Origin of the sequence: Snuella sedimenti, from assembly GCF_016428595.1 — a bacterium.
GTDB classification, from domain to species: Bacteria; Bacteroidota; Bacteroidia; order Flavobacteriales; family Flavobacteriaceae; genus Snuella; species Snuella sedimenti.
Map to the genome: position 1 here is coordinate 50,637 of NZ_JAELVQ010000013.1, position 24,768 is coordinate 75,404.

A 24,768-nucleotide genomic window follows, 5' to 3' on the forward strand; every position below is an offset into this window, starting at 1 on the left:
TGTTCGCTGCATCTTTCGATTTTTCTTTTTCAACTGCCTAAAGCAGTGAATAATTCATTGTTTTTCTATAGAGTATTTTAATTTAAACCATAGGCATATCTATTTTTAATTAATTATTATTTTATTATCTGAAATGGTATAATCTATTCCATAATATTCCCTAAATGCATCAAACACTTCTTGAATGGTTTCAATATCGAAACTAGCCGCAAGGATTCTTTTTCCTAATTCAGAATCGTTATTTACAATTGAAACATTATAATATCGTTCTAATTTTTTTATAACATTATCAAAGCTAATATGTCTAAAAATTATACGGCCATCAATCCATGCCGTATGCATCCCTATGTCTGCTTCTTCCACAACCATGCTCTTTGTTGTTTTATCCCAAGAAGCCAAAAAGCCTGGTTTCAAATTCGTTCTTGAAGAAGATGGTTTATCAAAAATGCTTACAGCCCCTTCTACCAACACCGTATTTATCTTGTCATCTTCTGGAAAAGAGGAAATATTGAATTGTGTACCCAATACTTGTACATCAATATCGTTAGCAGTAACAACAAATGGGTGTTCGCTATCCTTAACCACATTAAAATACATTTCGCCTTCAATAAATACTTGTCGCTTTTGTCCTTTAATAAAATTGATAGGATATTTTAGGGAAGACCCTGCATTAATATTTACAAGAGTACCATCGGACAACTTTACCTGAAATCGCTTTCCGTAGGGCACTTTCAACGTATTATAAACTAATTTTTCTGTTGTAACACTATTGTTGTCGTAGATTAATTGATTTCCCTTTTGAACTCCTATAACGTTACCCTGTTCATCTCTTATTTGCCTTGTACCACCTTCATTTATAACTTCTATCATGCCACTCTCAAGCTGAAGTGTAATTGTCTCTTCCGATATAATAAGTTGTTCGTTAGGTTTTGTAAAAGTACCTTGTCGATATAAATAGGCAAGCCCTAAAAAAACCACAAAAATTGCAGCATACTTAAAATAAGGGTCAAAAGAGTGGCTTCTTTTCTTTTTATTAATCTTAGCATCTATTTTTAACCAGGAGCTTTTCTCGAATGCCTTCTTACTTCCAACAATAGCCTTTGGCCATTTTCCATGTATATCTTGATAAGACTCTAAAAATGCCTCTAACAATTTACGCTCTTTGTCTGAACACTCATTGTTAACATACTTTGCAAAAAGCTTTTTTGCTTGTTTTTTATTCATTTTGGGTTATATTTTATATGTGATACCCATACTTCTCATTATTAAGTAACAAAAAAGACCTAATGGTACACGTCAAAAATGTTTTTTTTCACATGTAGTTACTTTAAAACACTAAATGCAGAACACAATTAACCACCAATATTTTGATAATCAGAATAAAGGAGTACAGATAAAGTATAAAATCACTCCATCTTCGTGAAGGTCTTTTTTTATTAGGGAAAGTGCTTTTGAAATTTGATTTTTAACTGCTTGAATTGATATCTTCAACTCTTCAGAAATTTCCTTATTAGATTTAAATTGAAATCTACTCAACTCAAAAATTAGCTTACACCGCTTGGGCAATTTATTTACCGATGAATGAATGGCTTCTTCCAATTCATGATACTCCATTTTTTGGGAAGCATTAATGGAAATGTCAACAATGTTTAATCTTGTAATATCCTCTTGGTAAATTCTTAGACCTCTGAAATAATTAAATATTTGATATTTTATAGCCTTGAAAAGATATGATTTTATATTTCTTATATTCTTACTTTGTCTTTTGTTCCAAATATCAATAAAGATGTTCTGAACAATGTCTTCACAAACTTGCTTATTCCTAATAATATTAAAAGCATATAAAAACAATTTTGCAGCATACCTATCATGCAAAGCTCTAAACGCCTGTTCATTATTCAGTTCTACAAGTTTATACAATTCCCTATCCTCTTTAATTTTAAGCATAACACTAATTTGTCATTAATTTTACTTTAAAGTTATGAACAAAAACCATTTTTTCAAAAAATATCTGATAAATCCAAAATACGCCCTACCAAACATATAGAAATACTTAAATAGTTAATTCGAGTTCTTTTATTAACAACATTATATCAACATCGCTTTCATTCTTCGAAGACTCATAAGGACTATTTATCCAATGGCCCTCCCACTTTTTTACATCAAATTCCTTTCCTTCCTTTTGAGTATTATACCAAGCCTGCCATCTGGCCAAATAGTAATCCTTTAAAAGTCCGTTCCATAATCTTGACGCATACTCGGTTAAACCACTTCCCCAAACCGTAATAATTCGCTTAGCATCCGATTCATAATAATTACTTTGTCCCTTGTCCACTCCCCAACTTCTTGCTTTAGCAACCCATCTTTCTAAATTATATAAACTATGCTGTGATAACATGTCATCTATTTTAACCACCAAATCGGAAACCTGTTCCATTTGTTTGTCAGATTCCATTACTGTTCGTTGGCTTATATTACCCCTTAAATCCATTATCAAAGCATCTGCAATAGCCATGTATTTGTATGTAGCCAATTCGATAAGATCATTTATATAAAGTTGATTGTTCTTAAATGTCTGGTATTCTTCTAAAAACAAACTTAAAGCTTCATTAACATTCTCATCTGCTTTAGGTAAAACATGATAGGAACTCGCTAAAGTGATCGGGTTAGACTGGATCCTGTTTACGGCATGATCGATTTCTTTATTATAAATAGAATGACATAATAACAACCAGGCTTCATACAATTTTTCTGATTTCATACCATATCGATTATTGCAATATGATACCAACCAATCTTTATAATCCAATGTTGTATCACTCCACATGGCATCTGATGCCAACTCATAAATTACCTCATTGATTTCTGTCCCTTCTGGAGAAAAACCAAAGGCTTTTAGCTTTCCGTCTGCTTTTGTTTTTGCTATCTCTGGAATTAAATGTCCGTATTGTGTTAATAAACCTCCTATTTGAGAAGCTCCACCCCAATTGGGTATTATACTATACATCCAGCTCTTACCAAAAAAATCATCCATGCTTTTATAAAATGGACTTGTCTCTGCATATAGATCCAATACCATCATCCTATCATCTGGAATCGTACTCAATAATGCTTTTGCCCTGTCGTTGGTCCAAAATCCTTTATCCATAAATAACCAGCCCATCATTAGCCATGTTGCATCTTCATCTGCCTCAATAATCGATGCGTATATAGCGTTTCCAAATTCAGCTAATTCTTTTTGTAGGACTTCTTCAGATTCATCACTAACAGGGGGTCTTAACTCATTAAAGGCATCGGCCAAGAAAAAGTCTACCTCTCCAAATTCTTTTTTCCAAGTATCAATAAAATCTTTTCCAATCTTTTTATAGTAAGGCGACAGAGGATGTAAAATATGCGTTGTATTATCCCCTTTAAAACCTACCCATCCATCAACATGCCTAACTTTAGCATCAGGAAATTTCGCTTCAAATTCCTTAGGAACAAACCCAGCAAAAGCAGAAGCGACAGGATGTATCCCAATGGATCGCATCTGCTTTAATATTTTCTTTTGAAGCGTCTTTATTTTTTCAAAATAATCACTCGGAATGGGACCTCCATGCTTATTAATATTTCCCATTCTGTGCCATGGTAAATAAGCTGGTCCCGTAAAGTATTCTTCCAACTCTGCAGTGGTGAACCCATATTTATGCCAAACCTCTTTCCAAATAGCTTCGGTTCCTATTGGAGCCAACATCATATTATAGCCATGTATAGCCATTATATCCAGATATCTTAGCCAATCTTCCCATTGATAATAGGGTGTAGTATAACCAAAACCACAAATATTATCTTGTAAGGTATATTGAAAAGGACACACCTCTCGTTTCTTTGTATAATCAGGCCAAGTTTCGGGGATTTGAATATTATTTCCTCCCCATGAAATCATACTATTACAAGCCTCTTTGAGGTAAGTGTATGCACCTTTACATTGTGCCACTCCAGTGTTTCCTCCAACTTTTAAAATACCGTTGCTAGCTTCTATTTCATAAACCATCTTGTTTGGGTTTAAGCTATCACTAGGTATGGAATAAAATTGTATTGCTTTTGCTCTTTCTCCTATTAACCTATATAAAACTTCACTCGCTGGTGATTTTTCTTCTTTATGGTTTGACTTTTGGGAACACCCCATAGCACATACGATAAGTATGAGAATAAAATTAAATTTACTGATAATGTGTTTCATTTTAAAGCTATTGTAGCATTCTAAGCCGTATCGCTCCATACGGGTTTATAACCTATTCACTATATTTAATATTTAAAAGACCACTAGTTAATGGAGCGTTCAATCTATGGAAACTAATTTGAATCGAGTTTTACTGCTTAACTAAAACTATATCTTTAATGTTTTTTAGATTCAAAAAAATCACACCTTTAAATTCACATCAAGGACTTTACCCCCTTTAAGACGGCTTTTTTCGGCTTGGAATCCTATTAAATGACTTTCCATTGAGGCTTCTATTGTAGACGTTAACTGTGTAGGATCCTGTAGTTTTACGGCTCTTACAAAGTCCCTTGCCAAACGCATATCGCCACCGCCATGACCATGACCAGCGTAAATACCATCATTAATATCTTTAGCCGTCCAGTGTTTTTGCTCCCGAGTTCTAAAATCAAAAACGGTCATACTGTCCATATCGCCAACAATATCACCCATAGTCCCCATGATGCGTGTACGTCTGCCTCCATAACTGGTAAGGCCTTCCATGGAAAATGAAGCCGTAATATCATCTTCAAATTGCATATTGACTACCTGATGGTCTACAACATCATTATCGCAATGGTACACACAGCGACCATAGGGGCTTGTTTTTAGCAACTCCATAGTGGAATCTGTATCGTGATTTTCCAATTTTAAGTGGTGCAAAAATGATTTTCTTTCCGCATATACTTTTATTGCCGAAAATGGACATTCCCGCTCCACCGTGCAACCATCGGTACAACGTTTTGTACTGCCTTTGGGTGCATTCTCAGGCTTAAACAATTTTAAAGAACCAAAAGATGATACTTTTTTACAAGGTTTACCAACCAGCCAGCGTATAATATCGGTGTCATGACAGGATTTTGAAAGAATCATGGGCGTTGATTTTTTTGAATTCCCCCAATTACCACGTACAAACGAATGCGACATGTGGATATGCTCAACAGGTTCAAAGTGTTGCACACTAACAACCTCTCCAATTTTACCGGAATCGATAATTTCCTTCATCTTAACAAAATAGGGAGCATATCGCAACACATGACATATACCTACAATTTTACCATACTTGCGTTGTTGTTTCAAAATATCATAACATTCGTCCCAAGATTGTGCAATGGCTTTTTCCAGTAATACATCATATCCCATTTCAATGGCTTTCATTGCAGGGCCATAATGCAGGGCATCGGGTGTTGTTATAATAACGGCATCTGCAAACTTAGGGCGTTCAAATACATGTTCCCAGGTAGTAAATTGATTGTTTTCTGAAATATTATGGGATTTGGAAAAGTTATCCCTTCTGTATTTAATTGGTTCTGCTACGCCTATAATGTTTAACTCTTTTGGGTTTTCAAGAGCATAACCGGCATATACATTGCCTCGCCCACCAGCTCCAAGGACAATTGCCGTTATGGGTTGATCAAAATTTAGGGGTTGTTTCTCTTCTTCCTCAATATATTGTGTATCAATCCCTTCTTTTGAACTCGCATTCACAACACCTATTGCTCCAACGGTTACTGCTGCCGACCCTAATCCGATTCGCTTTAATGCTTCCCGTCTACTGAAATTACTTTTCATCTTTTTCTTTTTATAATTAATTATGTGATAAAAGTTGCATCATTTATTCTCAAACTCAATTTCTTCCAATGTTTTATTTGTGGTTTCAAATAAAAACGTTTTGAAGAAAAAGAACCCTAAAAGCGTCATTATGGAAAAAAAGGCAAAACTATAGCCAATGCCTTTACCTTCGCTAAAAGCGCCTACTACTATTGGAAACATAAACGTAATGGATCCGTTTATAATCCAATTGGAAAACGAGCCTAAAGCCATCCCCCTAGACCGTATGTTATTTGGGAATATCTCCGCCAACAGTACAAATACAACAGCTCCCATGGAAGATGCAAAAAACGCCACATAGCAAATAAGAATCCCTAATAATAACCAACCTTCTGTATTTCCTGTATAAAATGCCCAAGAGAAAACACCTAGGGATATAGACATTCCTATGGTGCCTACATACAATAGCTTTTTCCTTCCCACCTTATCGATTAAGGTCATGGCCAATATGGTAAAAATCAAATTCGTAGCTCCAAGGATAACGGTTTGACCAATGGCTGAATCTGTAGAAAAACCAGCTGCCCTAAATATATCGGTTGCATAGTAAAAGACAATAGCTACACCTGTAAACTGACTGAACAATCCTATGCAAATCCCTATCAAGGTAAACTTTAAATTGGGCTTCTTAAATAGTTTTTCTTGCTTGCCTTCTTGTTCCAACTTAATTGAGGTTTCTATCTCGTTGATAATACTTTGAATATTGGCCTCGGGGTTTACCTCTACTATGGTCGCCTTAGCTGCTTTTTGGTCTCCAATTTGCATTAACCATCTCGGACTTTTACGTACTTTTAGAAGCAGGAGCAGAAAGGCCAATGCCGGTATGGCCTCTGAAATAAACATATAACGCCAATTGTTTTTGCCTGTATCTATTAAAATATAATCCACAAAAAAGGCAACCAATATACCTACAACCAATGCCAATTGAAAGGTGATTATGAGTCTCCCCCTATGTGTAGCAGGGGCTATTTCTGAAATGTAAATGGGTGAAAGCACCGAAGCCGCACCAACGGCCAAGCCACCAATAAACCTAAACAGAATAAAACTATTGATTTCTGGTGCAAGTCCTGTACCAATAGCAGAAACCAAAAATAACAACGCAGAGAGTTTAAGCATTTCCCTTCTACCATATATATCGCCTGGCTTACCTATACCTATGGCTCCAATTATACAACCTAATAAAGCCGAACTTACTGCCCAACCCGTCATGACGTCGCTTAATTGGAAAAACGATTTAAAAAAAGGCAGAGCTCCGTTAATAACGGCGGTATCAAACCCGTATAAAAGGCCTCCAATTGCTGCGACCAAGGTGTATAAAATAAGTTTTCCTTTCATCTGATTGTATTTATTGTTTTTTAGTTGCCATATCTAACGTTCTCTTATGGTATATTTAAGTTTTAGTTATACCTATTTATGTATTAATATTTATACTTATTCCGTTGTTAACAGGTCATTAATGATATTTTTTAAATCATCTATAACCAATTTGGAGATTTGTTTTCCTTTTTCTAAAGTTCCATATTCCGGATCTCCAAAAACACCATTAGTGGTCATTTCTTTAGTTGACCTGTAATAGGATGCCTTGGGGCCGCGTAACATATCTCCTTCGGACCAAGAAAACGTTTTTGTGTGCATTCCTTTTTCAATCTTATCAAGATGTACTAAATGAGGCGCTATTAATAACATGAGAGACGTTTCAAATTCACAAGCATGTCCAACCCCTCCTTTACCACTTTCATTTAAGGAGAATAAAGCCTCTGATGCTAGTTTCCACCATGTCACCATAACGATATTTATTGTAGGGTTTTCATAGCCTAACTTTTCTACCAATAATTGACCAACGGCTTGATTGCCACCATGACTATTTAAAAGAATAATATTGGTAAATCCATGCTGTATGACCGATTTTACAATATCTTCCACTTGCCTAACAAATGTATCATGACTAATGGTAAGTGTTCCCGAAAAATCCATATGGTGTGAAGAGCAACCTATACTAACGGTTGGCAGGACCAACACCTTATCGGGGATGGCTATATGCAGCTCATTAACAAAATGTTCTCCAATTAGCCTATCGGTTGCCAGCGGCAAATGCTTTCCATGTTGTTCTGTAGCTGCCATGGTAAGAATAACCGGAATGTTTTTCGGTATCCTGCCTATTTGCTCAGTTGTTAATTGATCCCAAATCATAACTGTATGTTTTCTTATTTTTTAGCAGCCCACATTTCAATTTCGACAACCAAATTCATTAACAATCCTGTTTGCACTGCCGTACGAACGGGCTTAGGGTCTTTAAAGTAATTTTTATAAACAGCATTGAATCTTGGCCAATCGGCCAGGTCTTTTATAAATACATTTACTTTGAATACATCGTTTAGAGTACATCCTGCTGACGCTAATTGTATACTGCAATTATCCATCATGTAAACCGTTTGTTCCTCTATAGTATCTCCAATAACGTTTCCTTGTTTATCTATGGCCGCTTGCCCGGAAATAACAACCAGTTTAGTAGGGTTCACTTCTAAAACCGGTGAATAAGGCCCCGCTGTAATATGTTGACTTGCATTTGCAGGCATCTGTTTTGCCGCTTGTAGATTTGAATTGGAATTGATATTAAAAAATGGTAAATACCCTGTAAACCCAACCATTTTCCAGTGACCGTTTATTTTTCTACATCTATAAAGTGTTTGCCAATTTGTTTCTACATGACTTCCATCTGCTTTTTTTATATCCCCAACAAACTTTTTATGTAGTAATGCTGCGTCTCCTATAATTTCTATGTCCTGCAATATGGTTACTCGATGTAATGCTTCGGTTACATCTTCTCCCCATGCGGTTTCATGAAACTCTTTAGCTTGCTGAAGCCATGAGGTTTTATAACTTTCTAAATTTGGAAAGCTTAATTTCCATTGATCAATATTTTGGGATTTTCCTCCATCAATTCCCATGAAGCCATCTTCATGAAAATCATTTTCAACCATTTTCCAGTCTTGGTTTACAAAAGCCTCAATATCTCTTTTGACCACCATGTCCCAAATGTCTTCTTTGTTTTTATCTATACCAGTAAATGGGTTGTTCATAATGTATATGCTTTTTGTTTTGTTTGGTAATGTTTAACAGCGTCCATATCTACCTCAATACCTAAGCCCAATCCTTCTGGTAAATGGGCATAGGGCGCCTCTATTTTTAGCGGTGATTTTAATAGGTCGTGCTCACGGATTAATCGTCCAAAAATATCGCTTGGCCAATTGCAGGAAGCCGCAGCTGCCGCTGAATGCATGTACATGGCTTCTAAAATACCAAGGTCTATTTCGGAGCCGTGCCAACAGTTTAATTCTGCAGCCGACGCTATATGGTCCAGTCTCTGAAAATCTGCTAATCCGCAATTAAAATTAAAGCCATCCACTGCACTTAGCTGAATAGCCTGAATACTATCTTTTATCCTTTGTCCATGAATGATATAAGGCAACGATACATGAAGTACTATGGGTACGGATGCGTAGTTTCTTAATTGGTGGTACTCGTTTAATTGCCAACGTGGAAGCGGGTCTTCGAGACATAAAATATTGCCTATTTCCTGTAAACCATCAATGCGCTTTTTTGCCTCAAAAGCATGTAACCAACGCTCATTGGGGTCTAAGATAACCTGCATTTCCGGTGCGGTTTCAGCAATTGTTCTACACCATCCTACAACATCGTCTTCTAAATCGCTTTTGAATTTCATACAGGTATAGCCCATATTTTGAAATTTTAAAGCCAAATCTGCGATATCTTCTTGACTGCGATGACTGGACCATGCGCCTACTTTCACCTTGTCTTTTACAGACCCACCTAATAAGTCTACTACGCGCATGCCTTTTAGTTTTGCATAAGCATCCCAAATGGCGCACTCAAAACCATCGTACTCCCTTGAAAAGGCAAAAGGTAATTTTTGTAAAGTTAACGATTCAATATCTTGCCCAATCAATAATTCGCATATCGCGTCTACTGTTGACCAATTGTGGCTTCTATATAGTTCTCCCCATCCAATGATACCATTCTTCAATTCTAATTGGACTAGTAGTTTTGGCACTTCATCAAATTGCACACTCCAACCTGCTTTAGCTCCTAAAGGCAATTTATGCAGCCCTTTATTGAACCCTTTACTTTCAATAGCTCCGGGGTGTGCCGGAACTATAACTTCAAAACAAGTAATCCTACTAATTTTCATGTGCTATTTTTCTATAAATGAATTGTTATACAGCATAGAGGTGGTTCCGTTATCTACATAAATCACCTGACCGGTAATGGCCCTACTAAATTCGGAAGCTAAAAAGCCAACGACATTTCCACAATCTTCGGCTTGTATTTCAAATGGTAAACTTTGATAGTCTTTGGTATGATGTTCTACCCAAAGTTCGGGGTCATCGGCAAATGTTTTAATCAGCTCAAAATTCTGTTCTGCATGTACATAACCAGGCGCTACTGCATTTACCCTTATATGGTGTTTTCCCAATTCTACCGCCATCCCCCTGGTTAAACCTTCCACTGCACTTTTTGCACTGGCATAAACGGCGTACTTAGCAATGGTTGCTGAAGCATGTACGGAAGAAATGTTGATGATACTGCCTACTGTATTACTTTTGATAAGCTGATTAGCAAATAATTTAGATAGTTTCCATACTGCTCTTACATCTATATTGTATAGATTGTCAAACTCCTGATCGGTTACTTTATGTGCTTCTTTACTTAATCCGATGCCCGCATTATTTACTAAACCATGTATGACGCCTACTTGTTTAGCCAAGGTTTCAAACATGGCATCTACCTCAGTTTCATTTGTTATATCAGCAGCTACGGCGATAGCATTATTAGAAAGTTTACTGGCTGCTTGCTGAGCTTCATCTAATTTTCTTGCATTCACTATAACTCGAGCTCCCATTTTTGATAACGCAGTAGCAACACCATGACCAACACCAAAACCTGCGGCTCCAGTAACTAAAATATTTTTATTTGATAAATCCATCCTTAAATAATTACATGATTCCAAATTTTTCAAAAGCATCCACGGTACTCATCCCTTCCTCCAAGGCCTTTTGTACCAGTTTTTCACCTCTAGCTTTTTCAATAGCGCCCGTAAAGGCTTCTTTTTCTATTTCTTGGGGAATTATCAGTACGCCATCTCTATCGCCATAAACTATATCTCCCGGATTTATACGAACGCCATTAAATTCAATAGGCACACGGTAATCGATAACTTTTCCTCTAGGCCCCTGGTCTTGGGCATAGGTTCCCAATGAAAATGTTGGAAAATTTAACTTCTCAATTTCATTGGTATCTCTTGAATACCCATCAACAATGGCTCCTGCAGCTTTTAATTTTAAAGCCCTTGTACTCATTAAACCGCCCCATAAAGCGTATCTGGGTGATGCCCCCGAACATATATAAACTTCATTCTCCTTTAAACTATCCAACGCTTCAAACATAATTCCGAAAGGCTTCTTCATTAGGGGATTGTTTGTTTGCTTCGGAGATTCTTCAAAAGTATCGGCTTCCAGCACAGGCATAGCCCTTCCTATGGTAACCATATCTTTTCTTAGTGGTTTTATATTTGGTGAAAGAAATTGATGCAAGTACCCCATTTTATCCAATACGTCTCCAACTAAGGCAACAAACAATTCCTCTTTAGCTATTTTGAAAAGTTCTTGGTCATTTTCCCACGTTATCCCTTTGTTCATAGTAGTGTCTTCTTTTAAAATTTAATGATCTCTATTATCGACCGCATTTCTTTGTCTTTGTCTCTAAATAACCAAAGGAAACTAAAAGTTTAAAAAATATTATTAATTTTAGTACGATAATACTATTTCAAAGATGCAAGAACTTGATAAAGTCTCTACGGAAGAGCGCCAAATAATTGATTTGGAAGGTTTAGGATTTGACTGCATAAAGGTTTTGGGTTCCTACAACTACCGGCAAATGAACAAAAGTCTGGAAATGCATGTGCATGAGAACATGATAGAAATATGCTTTCTTGAAAAGGGTACACAGTATTATCATATCCAGGGAGAGGATTACAGAATCAATGGAGGCGACCTTTTGTTGACTTTTCCAGGGGAGGAGCATGGTACCAAAAGTTTTCCTGAGGAGCGCGGGCGTTTATTTTGGCTTATTATGGAAGTGCCCGATAAAAATAGACGTCTTTTAAATTTAACAAAAAAAGAGACAAAATTATTTATAGAGAGTTTTATGAGCCTAAAATCAAATAGGAAATTTAAAGGTTCTGATAGATTAAAACATGATCTTAATGCCATTTACCAAATTTGCAAGCATCCTATAAAAGGATTGGATAAGATTAAAATAACCAATCTATTACTGCACTTCCTATTAAACGTTCTAGAATTTGGCAATAAACATTCTAATCAAACCATAAGTAAGGACATATCCGAAACATGTGCTTTTATTAATGATAACCTTAACGAGTCACTTCCTTTAGAACATTTAGCACAATTAAGCAACTTATCACTATCCCATTTTAAGTACAAGTTTAAAAAGGAAATGGGATACTCTCCAACAGATTATATTTTGAGGCAAAAAATTGAAAAATCCAAGGAACAATTACTCATTAAAACGAATAGTATACAGGATGTGGCCTATAATTTAGCTTTTAGTTCGTCATCATACTTTGCAACTGTCTTTAAACGCTATACAGGCATAACTCCTACACAACATATTCTTCTATCTTAAAATTATTTACAATACCGATACTTTTTGCTGAATGGATTTACTTAATAAATCTTTAATTTATTTCATATCTAAATTTACTATGAAGCCCACATAATACATAATCTTTTTATTAAAGTGTTAAATTAATCAACTATAACCCCTAACTCAGCTAATCTTGCATAATTAGCTTCATAGACCTTAACGGCTTTAAACTTTATAAACTTCGCCTTTTCAATTGCATCTAAACTCACAAATTGTTCTATCGGGTTATTTACAATATTTGAGAATTCCCCAGCTTTTGCCAATTTCCATTTTTCACTATCTAAACTCGTATAAAACTCATAATGTGTTATGATACCATTCTTTATTTCGCTTTGCCGTGGTAAAACACTAAAGCCTTTTATATTTAAAATCTCTCCAAAATCAATTACTATGTCCCTTTTTTTATCCCTGTCATCAGATTGCCAAAAAGTTCGTTCATTATCATCGATAAGCTTAGTAGCCTCTCTGTTTTTTACTGAAGAACTAGCCTCAATAATATTCCATAGGTGTTTACTATGAGTAAATGTAGAAGTTGCTATTTCGCTGCTTTTATCTTTATAAAAAACCTTAGATTTTATAGTTCCTCCTTTTTCAAAAGGTATTTCATTCTCATAAATAGCTGATTGTTCGGTTGGATCGCTACCGTCTAATGTGTATCTAATAAATCCGTTACTTGTAATTTTAATGTTTCCCGTTTCTGTTCTCTGTATTATAGGAGGAGCTAATTGTACGGGTTCTAAATGCACCGATATTTCTGTTAATGCTGGACAAACAGGAGCTTCAGTAATTCTAATTCTTATTTTATTGGTGATTTGCAAGGCTCCTTTCCATAGCCTTCTATTCCCAATTGATTCTCCTTTAGCAAATTCTTTCCAAGAATTATCTTCCCATTTATCTATAGCCCAACCCCATATACGCTGACCCAATGGAATGTATTCACGCAAATTAATCACGTTAAATTCTGTTTCCTTGGGAAATTCCACAACTAGATTTGATTCCGTAATATCATTATCTGTAGTCCAATATGTTTGTTGGCTATCATCTAGCAGATTATCCGCACTGTATTGAGGTGAATTTCCACGAACATTACTTGCACTAATAACAGCTCCTTCTGCCAAATTTGTTGAAAAAGTAGCATCAATTATTTCTTTAAACTTGGTCAAAGAAGCAATATCATTTTCATGTATTAAGCCTCTTCTGTCTGGAGGTAAATTCAATATTAAATTGGTACCATGTCCTAAACTTTCATAATATAATTTTACCAATCGTTCTGGCGATTTTACCTTATCATCTTCATGTTCATGGTAAAACCACCCAGGACGAATCGACGTATTTGTCTCAGCAGGTATCCAAAAATCACCTTCCCTATGTCCATTTAATGCTTCTAAATACATGGTTTCACCTATTCCAGGTTTATTACCATTTCTTCCATGGGGTGTATAACGATGCCAGCATGGGTCTCCTGAATATCCCGCTTCGGTACCAACCCATCTTGCTCCTGGTCCTAAATCAGAAAAAATCACCGCATTAGGTTGTAATTCATAAATAAGGTTAAAGGTGTTCTCCCAATCGTAATACGATAACCTGTCTATTTTACGTTCCTCGTTAGCTCCTCCGTAATATCCAGAACCTCCATTAGCCCCATCAAACCACACTTCAAAAACATCACCATAGTTTGTTAATAATTCCGTTAATTGCGCTCTAAACATTGTTATATACTCCTGAGTTCCATAGGTTGCTGTATTTCTATCCCAAGGTGATAAATACATGCCTACTTGTAACCCATGTTTTCTACATGCATCAACAATTTCCTTAACAATATCCCCTTTTCCATCCTTATAAGGTGACTTTGATATATTATGCTCCGTAGTTTTGGTAGGCCACAGGCAAAATCCATCATGATGCTTTGCGGTTAAAACCAAACCTTTCATACCTGCATTTTTACATGAAAGCACTATTTGCTCTGCATCGAACGCCGTAGGATTAAATAATTGTGGAGACTCATCCCCAAAGCCCCATTCCTTATCTGTAAAAGTATTAATGGTTAAATGTATAAAAGCATAAAACTCTATATCGTGCCATGCTAATTGACTCTTGGTGGGTAGTGGTCCAAAAGGAACTGGAGGTTCAACTACTTCTGTTTTGCAACTAAGTAGCATAACTACTATTATAAAAAATCCTTTAATTTTCATGACTTTAAATATTTTAATTTTCGACTTTTTTGGAAACAATTAATCCATAAAATAGAATTACCCCAAACGAGAATAATGGAATAAAATAAGAATAGCTGATACTTTGCAATCCATCTGAAACCAGACCCTGAAGCGGTGTTAAAACAGCCCCTCCCACTATGGCCATAACCAAACCAGAACTTGCTATTTTGGTATCGTCCTTTAAGCCTTTAATCGCTAAACCAAAAATGGTTGGATACATTAACGACATACATGCCGAAATTAAAACCAATGAATATACGCCTATGGCTCCCTTAATAAAAATAACACTTGTTGTAGCAAGCATAGCTATAAATGCCAAAACAACCAATAGCTTTTTTGGCTGAATAAATTGCATTAACCAGGTACAAATAAACCGTGAAAACATAAATAAAACTATAGATGCCAAGTAGTAATTAGAAGCTTCTTGCTCGTTTAAATTAAACTCTTGCATAACATACCTAATGGTAAAAGACCAAACTCCAATTTGTGCTCCACAATAAAAAAACTGTGCGACGATTCCCATTAAGTAATTATTATTTTTTAGTAATCTTTTTACTTTAGGAAATACATTAAAATCCTGAGCGTCATCTGATGCTACTGGCATCTTTACAAAGTAAATAATACCCCATAGGGTAACTAAAAGCAAAGCCACTATTACGTAAGGTCCCATGACCGCATTTAACTCTTCAAATTGTATAGCATCCAAACTAGCCTTGTCCATTTGTCCTCGTTCTTCTGCAGTAGCCATATTTAAATGGGACAGAATAAATAGTTTCCCTATGATTATACCTAGTATTGACCCAATGGGATTAAAGGATTGGGCCAAATTCAAACGCCTTGTAGCTGTTTCTTCTGGTCCCATGGCAATAATATACGGATTGGCCGTAGTTTCTAAAATGGCCAATCCACCAGCTAGAACAAATAATGCGATTAAAAAATGTGCGTACTTCATGCTTATACTTGCTGGGTAAAACAGCATGGCTCCTCCTATAAACAAGCCTAAACCCAACAAAACGCCAGACTTATAGGTAAATCTTTTTATATATAATGCCGCTGGAATTGCCAAACAAAAATACGAGCCATAGAAAGCTGTTTGTATCCATGAGGTTTGAAAATCCGTCATGCTCATAATGCGCTTAAAAGCCGCCAAAAGCGTATCGGTCATGTTATTGAACAAACCCCATACTAGGAATAAACTCGTTATTAAAACAAAGGGCAATCTGGAAAATTTTCTGGATTTACTCATACACTTAATACATCTATTTTAACCGACCAAACAGTTAGGCCCGATGGGTTCGAACGTTTTATAGGTGATTACAGATTCTTGATGCCCCAAACGTTCTGAAGCTGTTGGTATTCCTGAAGCTGTTTCTATTACTTTAACATAAATTTCCTCTGCTACTTCTTCCAATGTGGCAGTGGAAGAAATAATCTTTCCTGCATTAACATCCATGTCATCAGACATGCGTTCATAGGTGTCCGGGTTACCACATATTTTTACTACTGGTGAAATAGCAGACCCCACAACAGAGCCTCTCCCAGTTGTAAATAGAATGATATGACACCCCGAAGCAATGAGTTCGGTAATTTCTGAATTATCATTTATATTCGGAAAACCAAATCTAGGTTCACCATCAGGAACAATATCCATCAAAAAAAGCCCAGGCTTATTTGGCAAGTCACCAGGTTTTATCAATCCAGAAATTAGAGCACTTCCACATTTGGCATAGGCTCCCAATGACTTCTCTTCTATGGTAGTCAAACCTCCATCGGCATTCCCCGGTGCAAAACTGCCATAACCCATTATAGTATAATACCTAGCTGCTTTGTCTAACGCTTTTTGAAGTTCTTTTGCCAATAATGGAGTTTCTGCACGTTTTATAATATCCTCAAAACAGCCTATCATTTCACCTGTCTCTTCAAAAATAACTGTGCTATTGTTTTTTACCAGTTTATCAAAAGTCAAACCTACCGATGGATTTGCAGTAATACCACTTGTTGCATCCGATCCACCACATATTGTTCCTATCATTAGATCTTTGACCGATATATTTACCGATATTGTTTTCTTAAATGCTTCAAGTGTATTCTTAATCCATTCCCTGCCTTTTTCAATGGTTTTGGATGTCCCTCCACAATTTTGAATAACCAGTGTTTCAACAGGTCTTCCTGATTCCTTTATCGCATCGGAAAGCTTGTTTCTGTTAAAACTTTCGCAACCCAAAGACACCAACAGCACCCCACCAACATTAGGGTGCGCACACAACTGTTTCATTATTTTAGCAGCATATTCGTTTGGATAACACCCTCCAAAACCTATTACTTGCACGTTATCATCTCTAAAAGGCCTTGCTATTTCAGAAGCTACATGATGGGCACATTCTACCAGATACGCTACCAATATAACGTTTCGTATGCCCTTTCTCCCATCCTTTCGTTGGTATCCTTTCAATTCCATTTCTTTACTGTTATTATCATCAACTTTCCCTAGTATGCGTATCAATAAAATCACTTTTCATATTATGAAGATGAATATGCTCTCCTATTTTAATATCTCTGGTAGCACTCCCAATAGACATATTGAATTTTATTATTTTTTCACCTTCATTAATACTTTTCGCAGCTATTTTATGTCCTAAAGCAATTGCTTCTGCTACTTTATAATCCGTTCCGGCATAAGTAAAAACATCGCCTACGTTTAAATCTACTGTAAGCACCAATACATTGTCGTTATTGGAAAGCTTAATTAACTGCTTAGAATTTTCCATATTTTAAATAGGCTTCTTGTGGATCTACGCCTTCCATAATTGCTTTCCTCACTAAACTTTCTGTCTTAAGGACTTCCTCTGTTTTAAGAACAACCTCTTCTACCATATCTCGGGGTATAACTACTACGCCATCCCTATCGGCCATAACATAATCACCTGAATGAATTTGTACACCTCCAATACTGATAGGTTCACCATAACCATATGCCATCCATCTACCCACAACATCTACAGGTGTATAATATTTACAGAATACCTTAAATCCAATATCTTTAATAAACGCTGAATCCCTACATCCTCCATCAACAATATAACCTCTTATCCCTCTAAGCTGTAATGTTTCTGATGATAATTCTCCCATGTGTGAAAGCGTATCATCATTGGGTTGGCATATCACCACACTGCCCTTAGGTGCTTTGGAAAGCAATCCAGTCCAATTTAATAAGGTTTCATGTGGATCGAAACTAGCATCATATTTACCACTAACTGTATAAACGGGGCCTGCCAATTTTTTATCTACATCCAAGGGGCGGATATTATTTGGTAATGTTTGGTTGGGGCAACCCATCGCTCTCAAAACATCGTAAACTGCACCGGAATAGCATTTTTCCAGCCTGTTCGATAAATCATCATTTATGCTCATAAGTTGTTTTAATATTAATTGTTTAAATAAAATTCGTCGTTTGCCAACTCTTTTGGCTCTCTATAATTAATGCCTTTTCTTTCCAATATTTGTAGATTGTTCTTAAGCCTGGATTTAAAATCATCCCAGCCTCTATTATCCATTTGGGTCCAACCTGCTTCAACTAAGGCCATCGCCCTTGGGAAGGTCATATAGAATGCTCTGTCAATGTCTTTAACATATTCTCCCCAAATAGTAGCCTCTACACCAATAATGTGAGCTTGCTGATCTTCTGGTAATCCATATCCGGGATCGAGTTTGTATACTTGCTCTAAAGGTAAGTAAGCCATCCAATCGCATGTTTCTTCCCCTTTGGCTTGCGGATAATCGAAATAGGCATGTTCTCCCGGTGAGCAAATAAGCTTATACCCCATCTCCCTGGATTTCTCTATAGTTTTTGGGGTTAAACCACCACGCCATGTATACATGGTACTGGTTTCTGGATAAAATGGTACATCTAACTCATACCATATTTGAGGAGTCTTGCCATGTTTTGCCAAGGTATCACTTATCCGTTCAAAAAAATAGCTCATAAGATGCTGAGGACTTTCTAAATTATTATCCTTAATCCTCTTTTGGCATTTAGGACATTCTTTCCAGTGATCCAAAGGCGCTTCATCTCCACCTATATGAAACTTTTCTGCTGTAAAAATGGGAGCTAATTCTTTATATACATTACCATAAAACTCAAATACTTTTTCATTACCAGCACATAGCAAATTTTTAGAAACCCCTGGTGTAGTTCTAACTTCAAAATCATCAGGAAAACAAGTTAACTCGGGATAGGCTACAAGCATTGCCTGACTATGTCCAGGAACATCCAATTCAGGAATAACTTCAATAAATCGTTCTTTGGCATAAGCTACTATATCTTTTAGTTCCTCTTGTGTATAATACCCTCCATGTGGAATACCATCGGCATCAGTCTCTTTTCTTACAGTAGCCAATTCCATAAGTTTAGGATATTTTTTAATCTCTATACGCCAGCCTTGATCATCGGAAAGATGCAAGTGTAGGGTGTTAAATTTATACATAGCAATGGCGTCAATATATTTTTTTATATCCTGAGCTGGAAGAAAATGTCTTGCAGGATCAAGCATCATCCCTCTATAAGGTAATCGAGGCGTATCTTTAATGTCTAAACACGTAACTTCTACAGTTTTATTATTATTTTCAAGTGGTAAAAGCTGCCTAAATGTTTGTATCCCATAAAATAGACCTTTAATTGTTGTAGCAGAAAGTAAAACATTTTGACTTGTTATTTCTAATTGGTAGGACTCATCGGTCGGAAAAGATTCATTTCCTTTGGACTTAGTAAGAATAATTCCTCCTTCTGGAATTTTAAAATATCCCTCTAATGACAGTTTCAAGCCTGTGTGTTCAAAAACAATTTCTTTTACTATATCTGCTTGTTTTTTTAATTCTTGATTCGATTCAGGATAATAAACAACCGTATTCTCATTTATAACAAATTTTTCGATGTATGTCTTTACGAAATTTGGTTGAGGTATTAAATTGAGCTTTACTTCAGCACTAGTAAGGTTTGGCTGTTTATCTTTACAGGCAAACAAAACACAGACAGCAATTAACAAAATGCTTCTCTTAAAAAATCTTTTTAGGGTATTCATTCTTTTAAATTATCTTTTTTTATTAAAAATTTCATCCTTGTTATTTTACAACTTCAAACCATCTTTTTACTTTCATACACTCACCAGAAACACTATAGTGATAATTTCCATTTGAAGCTGTATCATCTTTATGAATCATAAATGTTTTAACCTTTCCAGTTACTTTATTAGTGACCTCAAACCCCGGTACTTCTAAAAGAATGTTTTCGAAATCGTTACTTGTTTTTTCATGATTCCATGGTGCAAAAAGTGAAACTTCAATTTCCATTGTATCATTTCCACCACCAAACTCATTTTTCTGACGAATAATGGGCAAGGGTTTACAATTAGGAAAAGGAAAAAGCACAGCTGAAACCGCCGATTTTAAATTAATATAAACCTCTCCATTAACTCTTTCAATTATTACTTCACGCATCTCTAAAGTTTCTACATTAAATTCGTATGCGCTACTAATTGCCTTGGGTAATTCTGGTAATTTTATCCTTACTTCAGAGGTAGGTAAGGGCGTAGCATCAATATGTCCTCCTGTTAACACCCAATAATCTTTAGATTTCCATACATGACCCATCCATCTGGGGTCATTTTCGGCAATGGGATCCCATTCAGTCACATCACCATAAGTTACTGCTTCAGAAAATGTTGGATGCAATTCGTGCCATTTTAAATCTACTACAAAATTTTCGTCATAATCGTCTGGTTTTTCAACCCCTACATTTCCCCATGCCCAATTGTTTCTTCTACTTTCAGTTTTACTCATTATTGCCCCTGTAATAGCTGCTTCAGACGAACTTGCATGATAGGATAACGGCACATAGTTAGGCATGGCCACTTTCATAGCATCAATTTCATTTCCGGGACAATCCATGATTAGTGCACCATTAGCACTTTCATTGAAATAATCCATGTAAAATTCTGTTGAAAGAAAAAGTTCGGGGTTAATCTTGTCCGTAGCTTCGCGAATACGCTTTAAACAATCACGCATCCATTTATTAGCATTAAAAGGACTTTTGTGATTATGTGCTTCATTATAACATGGGCGAAACGGAAATCCAAATTCATCTAACCTAATTTCATCAACTCCAGCATCTGCCAACATAGAACAAACTCTAATTAAATTATCCTGCCATGGTTTATATCCAGGACAATTAAATGCACCATATACCTCTTTACCTTTTCTATAATCCATCACTGGCTTACCATTTCTGTTCTTAATGGCATACTTTTCCCAATCTCCTTCAAAAATAGGACTTGCTGTTCTTGCCCCATAGGCTGCAACATACATTCCTACTCGTCTTCCATACGTATGGCATATTTCAACACCTTTTTTAAAAGCTTCTTTACCACCTAAATCTTCCCTATAGTCAATAAATCCTGAAGACATCCATGGACCATAAGTTTCTGGCCATTTATTAACCCCTTCATTCCACATGGCTATTTCCATACAGTCGTTTATATTGTTTCCAAAAATCGGACTACTAAACAAACTATGTAGTTGTTGAAACGATGTAAACGCATTTGATACTGAATCTTGTTTATTTTCTTCAATAGCTTCTTTAGTTGGAAACCATGTGCTAGAACGCGTTGAAACCTCCTCTTTATACCATTCTGGAATTTTTCGGGTCTGCACATTGTTTTCAAACCAATTGTTATAAGCTTTTGCTTCGGTTCTCCAATTTCCATTATAAACCAAAAACCTTGCAGATGGCCACTCCCTTGTTTTGCTTGGCTCAATCACCTTTTTATCAAAATACAAAGATGACATTCCACCTTCTGGAAATGTAGATAAGACCTTATTGCTAAAATCTTTATCCATAGTTATAAAAGCAAGACCTTGCTTTCCTTCAGTTTCATAAACCGTTTGCCATTGCATCGATACATTTTTCCCGTAGACGCCTCCTAAAGGTCTTTCCCATGCTTTAGCCCCTGGATATCCCCTATCCCACATATTAACTACCAAATTAGTACTCTTGTCTTCACCTAAACATACTCCAGTTAGATAAGGAAACGCAAGGTAGCCTGTGAATGCTTCTTTACCTGTATTTGTTATTGCTATACTAGCATCAAAATTATCTTTATGATTATGAAGCTCTATGTGTAGTTTAATTTGAATATTTAGTTTTTCATATACATAATTTAAAACGAGTTCATTAGATTCATCCTTTTTAATTACCTTAAAAGTATCAAGTTTACAACTACTAGGGTCTAATATGAGCCCTCCATAATCACTATTTTGCGCACCTGATCTCAGCCTAGGCATTGATGCCGTATTGACAAAAAACCTGAAAATATTACCTCCATTTGGTGTTTTGATATAGTTATCGTTTGTGTTTTTATTAATCATGGATACCAACTGTCCACTTTGTTTATTAAAAACTACAGACAATGATTTATTCTGTAAGCCTATTAAATTATCATCATCAATAACTTCTTCATTTGCGTACAAATTAGAACAAGCCATTAAAGAAAAAACTATTAACTGTAAGGTGAAGATTTTTGCTTTGTCCATTGTCAAACTACTATTTATCAAGCACTAAACTTATTTTTTGGTTCTCTGACGTGTTTATTTTAATAATGTCATCTTCAAGTACATATTCTGCGTCAATAATAATCTTTGAATCTCCAAATGGATTTTTTAATTTTAAAACTCCGCCTTTTTCAGAAACTATGTGTACCTGTGAAACTTGGCCATTTTCTTTTTTGGCAGAAACTAAAAATGCACCTTCTGTTCGTAATGTATCAAAACTAAGGTTCTTCCAATCATTAGGAATGGCAGGAAACAGTTGTACAACGCCTGTATGACTTTGAATTAACATCTCTTGAACTGCTGAGGCAAAGGCAAAATTTCCTTCTAAAGTAAATGGACGGTACTTGAATTTAGAATAGCCTCTATTGTGCTGTTCTCCATTTACATGAAAGGAGTTTGGGAGGCAAAAATTTTCGGCAAAAACCCTTAGGGTATTGGCTGCTGCTTCTCCATCAAAAGCACGAGCCTGCAAATTTGCCAACCAACTAAAGGAATATCCTGTAAAATAATCTGAGCCCGTTTCGGTTAGATGGTTAATAGTATTGTCTACTATGGTTTTATGATCTTCGCCTTTAGAATAATCAATAAGTCCGTAGGGATGGAATGCCATTAAATGCGAAAAATGACGATGGGATTCTTCATAGCGATGGCCTGGTGCCAACATTAAGCCCTCGGTTTCATGAATCGCGAAGGAAGGCCATTCTTGCAATAAATCGTTCCACCTTTTGGCATCTTCTTTTTTTCCCAGTTCCAAAGCCAATTCCGCTGCCTTTTCATAAGTCCAACGTATGGCTGCCAGATCAAAATTAGTCGTTTCTCCAAACCAAGCTTCTTTAGAATTATTATGTATCTCTGGACTGGCACTAATGGGCAGTTTTCGCAAACCATTCTCGCCTTCAACAGAAATATCTTCAAAGAATAGTGCCACTTCCCTTATCCATGGATAGGCCTTGTTCTTCAAAAAATCCCTGTCCATACTGTAACGCCAATGTAAGTAAAAGTGTTGGCCTAACCATCCTGAAACTGTAGGTCCGAAAGCATATTGAATCCAGCCTCCCATGGGTTCTCCCGTTAAGGTTGTTACACCTGGAACAGCCAAACCTTCAGCCTCATAATAATCTTTTGTATATGTTTTAAAGTTGTCTAGGTATTTAAGTAACCATTCTAAATACCCTATCTCTAAATCGAGATGGTTTCCAGAGTACGCAGGCCAATAACTTAGTTGGGTGTTTAAATCATGGTGATAGTCCCCTTTCCATGGTGGTAGTTTACCATTATCGGCTGTCCAAACCGCTTGCAATGAAATTGGAGGCGCCCCATTACGTGCTGCCGACCCAAATTTATATTGTTCTAAATACCATTGTTTTGCTATGATTGGATCTGGAATATCGATACTTGATTTCTTCCAAAAATCGGTCCACCATTTTTTATGGGTACTTAAGTCTCCTTGGTAGCCTCTTTGCCATGCCTTTTGGACAATTTCTTGAGATGTTTCTCCTTGTTCTGTTTCAGGAAAATGGGCCGATATGCTCCAACAGCCTTCTAGGCCAACTCCTTGACGTTGCCATTTTACACTAACGTTATAGCTAAAGCCTCCCCAGCCTTCTTGGGTATAATTTATTTCGTTCTCCGTTTCAACTATTTTACCTTCAGGATATTCCAATCTGCGTAAGTCTTGTCCTGTAACAGGAGAATCTTCTTTACTTTCTCCTTCAATATTATAAGCAGGTGGTATAAGTATTGGTTTAAATCCTTCCGGAACATTCTTAAATTTAAACCAACCAATTTTTTCGGAAGCATGTACAAATGTCTGAAATTCTGTTCCATTACTCCAATTAACTTTGCAAACAGCATCTTTTACAGACAGACGAGTTGAATCTACTTTTCCTAGTCCATCAATATTAAATTCAAGTCCCGCACCAGGAATTTTAGAAGGTGCTGGAGATCTATCGTAAGGTGCATCAAATTTATCCTGTACGGCCTTGTAATTATCATTTTTCCACTGTTCATAAACCCATGAAAATTTATACTCTGGGGTGTTTAAGTTTTCCATTGGGCGTAAATCCCATAGGTTTACATTGTCTAAGGACATTCTTAAACGTCCTTCTTTTTCCCATACTAAGCTTCCTATAACAGCATTACCTAATGGCATACCCTCGTCCCAACTCTTTGCTAAGGTTTTGTAAACCAAATCATGGTCTCCATAGGTAATGGTTAAATCTTTTTTAGTTTGAGCGCATGATGTAAATAAAAAAAGTGACAATACTATTTTTACAACTTGATTTAATTTCATAGGGTTTATATTAATTGTATAATAAGTGAGATTAAAGACAACTTAACCTCTTATTTTAAAACGTTTTT

General features: G+C 36.1%; 19 protein-coding genes. 1 reads left to right on the forward strand and 18 read right to left on the reverse strand.

The features are described from left to right. Positions 1-105: 105 nt before the first annotated feature. The 10 genes from JF259_RS10935 to JF259_RS10980 form a co-directional block, all read right to left on the reverse strand. Positions 106-1,224: a FecR family protein gene (locus JF259_RS10935; RefSeq protein WP_199115367.1), complete on the reverse strand. Its 1,119-nt coding sequence runs from the start codon at positions 1,222-1,224 to the stop codon at positions 106-108. 150 nt (positions 1,225-1,374) lie between these two features. Continuing rightward, a complete protein-coding gene (locus JF259_RS10940) occupies positions 1,375-1,947 on the reverse strand; it encodes an RNA polymerase sigma-70 factor (protein ID WP_199115368.1) in 573 nt (190 codons plus the stop codon). A gap of 106 nt (positions 1,948-2,053) precedes the next feature. Next, entirely contained in the window at positions 2,054-4,222 is a 2,169-nt protein-coding gene (locus JF259_RS10945) for an alpha-N-acetylglucosaminidase (RefSeq protein ID WP_199115369.1), read from the reverse strand. 180 nt (positions 4,223-4,402) lie between these two features. Further along, positions 4,403-5,812 (reverse strand): Gfo/Idh/MocA family protein, encoded by a 1,410-nt coding sequence (locus JF259_RS10950; protein ID WP_199115370.1) that lies wholly within the window; start codon positions 5,810-5,812, stop codon positions 4,403-4,405. 39 nt (positions 5,813-5,851) lie between these two features. Then, positions 5,852-7,183 (reverse strand): sugar porter family MFS transporter, encoded by a 1,332-nt coding sequence (locus JF259_RS10955; RefSeq protein WP_199115371.1) that lies wholly within the window; start codon positions 7,181-7,183, stop codon positions 5,852-5,854. Between the two features lie 96 nt (positions 7,184-7,279). Further along, entirely contained in the window at positions 7,280-8,038 is a 759-nt protein-coding gene (locus JF259_RS10960; RefSeq protein ID WP_199115372.1) for a creatininase family protein, read from the reverse strand. A gap of 14 nt (positions 8,039-8,052) precedes the next feature. Then, on the reverse strand, positions 8,053-8,928 hold the full coding sequence (locus JF259_RS10965; RefSeq protein ID WP_199115373.1) for a Rid family hydrolase: 876 nt from the start codon (positions 8,926-8,928) through the stop codon (positions 8,053-8,055). Further along, on the reverse strand, positions 8,925-10,058 hold the full coding sequence (locus tag JF259_RS10970; protein WP_199115374.1) for a mandelate racemase/muconate lactonizing enzyme family protein: 1,134 nt from the start codon (positions 10,056-10,058) through the stop codon (positions 8,925-8,927). Before JF259_RS10970 ends, JF259_RS10965 begins: the two co-directional genes overlap by 4 nt. Before the next feature lie 3 nt (positions 10,059-10,061). Continuing rightward, a complete protein-coding gene (locus tag JF259_RS10975; RefSeq protein ID WP_199115375.1) occupies positions 10,062-10,853 on the reverse strand; it encodes an SDR family NAD(P)-dependent oxidoreductase in 792 nt (263 codons plus the stop codon). A 10-nt stretch (positions 10,854-10,863) separates the two neighbouring features. Continuing rightward, positions 10,864-11,565, reverse strand: a complete 702-nt coding sequence (locus JF259_RS10980) for an RraA family protein (RefSeq protein ID WP_199115376.1) — start codon at positions 11,563-11,565, stop codon at positions 10,864-10,866. 133 nt (positions 11,566-11,698) lie between these two features. Here JF259_RS10980 and JF259_RS10985 point away from each other — a divergent pair, with 133 nt between their 5' ends. Continuing rightward, a complete protein-coding gene (locus JF259_RS10985) occupies positions 11,699-12,571 on the forward strand; it encodes an AraC family transcriptional regulator (RefSeq protein WP_199115377.1) in 873 nt (290 codons plus the stop codon). Between the two features lie 122 nt (positions 12,572-12,693). Here the strand turns inward: JF259_RS10985 and JF259_RS10990 are convergent, their stop codons facing one another. The 8 genes from JF259_RS10990 to JF259_RS11025 are packed head-to-tail and all read right to left on the reverse strand — an operon-like array spanning position 12,694 to position 24,700. Continuing rightward, on the reverse strand, positions 12,694-14,784 hold the full coding sequence (locus JF259_RS10990; RefSeq protein ID WP_199115378.1) for an alpha-L-fucosidase: 2,091 nt from the start codon (positions 14,782-14,784) through the stop codon (positions 12,694-12,696). 13 nt (positions 14,785-14,797) lie between these two features. Continuing rightward, positions 14,798-16,051, reverse strand: coding sequence for an L-fucose:H+ symporter permease (gene fucP / locus JF259_RS10995; RefSeq protein ID WP_199115379.1), 1,254 nt, complete (start codon positions 16,049-16,051; stop codon positions 14,798-14,800). An 18-nt stretch (positions 16,052-16,069) separates the two neighbouring features. Then, entirely contained in the window at positions 16,070-17,308 is a 1,239-nt protein-coding gene (locus JF259_RS11000; protein ID WP_199115380.1) for a UxaA family hydrolase, read from the reverse strand. Next, entirely contained in the window at positions 17,283-17,573 is a 291-nt protein-coding gene (locus tag JF259_RS11005; protein ID WP_199115381.1) for a UxaA family hydrolase, read from the reverse strand. The genes JF259_RS11000 and JF259_RS11005 overlap by 26 nt, the downstream gene beginning before the upstream one ends. Then, positions 17,560-18,216, reverse strand: coding sequence for an RraA family protein (locus tag JF259_RS11010; RefSeq protein ID WP_199115382.1), 657 nt, complete (start codon positions 18,214-18,216; stop codon positions 17,560-17,562). The genes JF259_RS11005 and JF259_RS11010 overlap by 14 nt, the downstream gene beginning before the upstream one ends. A 14-nt stretch (positions 18,217-18,230) precedes the next feature. Next, positions 18,231-19,883 carry a beta-N-acetylhexosaminidase gene (locus tag JF259_RS11015; protein ID WP_199115383.1) on the reverse strand — a complete coding sequence of 551 codons (1,653 nt, stop codon included), beginning with the start codon at positions 19,881-19,883 and terminating at the stop codon, positions 18,231-18,233. A 40-nt stretch (positions 19,884-19,923) separates the two neighbouring features. After that, complete coding sequence (locus JF259_RS11020; RefSeq protein WP_199115384.1) at positions 19,924-22,389, reverse strand: hypothetical protein; 2,466 nt, start codon at positions 22,387-22,389, stop codon at positions 19,924-19,926. 10 nt (positions 22,390-22,399) lie between these two features. Continuing rightward, positions 22,400-24,700, reverse strand: a complete 2,301-nt coding sequence (locus JF259_RS11025) for a glycosyl hydrolase family 95 catalytic domain-containing protein (protein ID WP_199115385.1) — start codon at positions 24,698-24,700, stop codon at positions 22,400-22,402. Between the last annotated feature and the right edge of the window lie 68 nt (positions 24,701-24,768).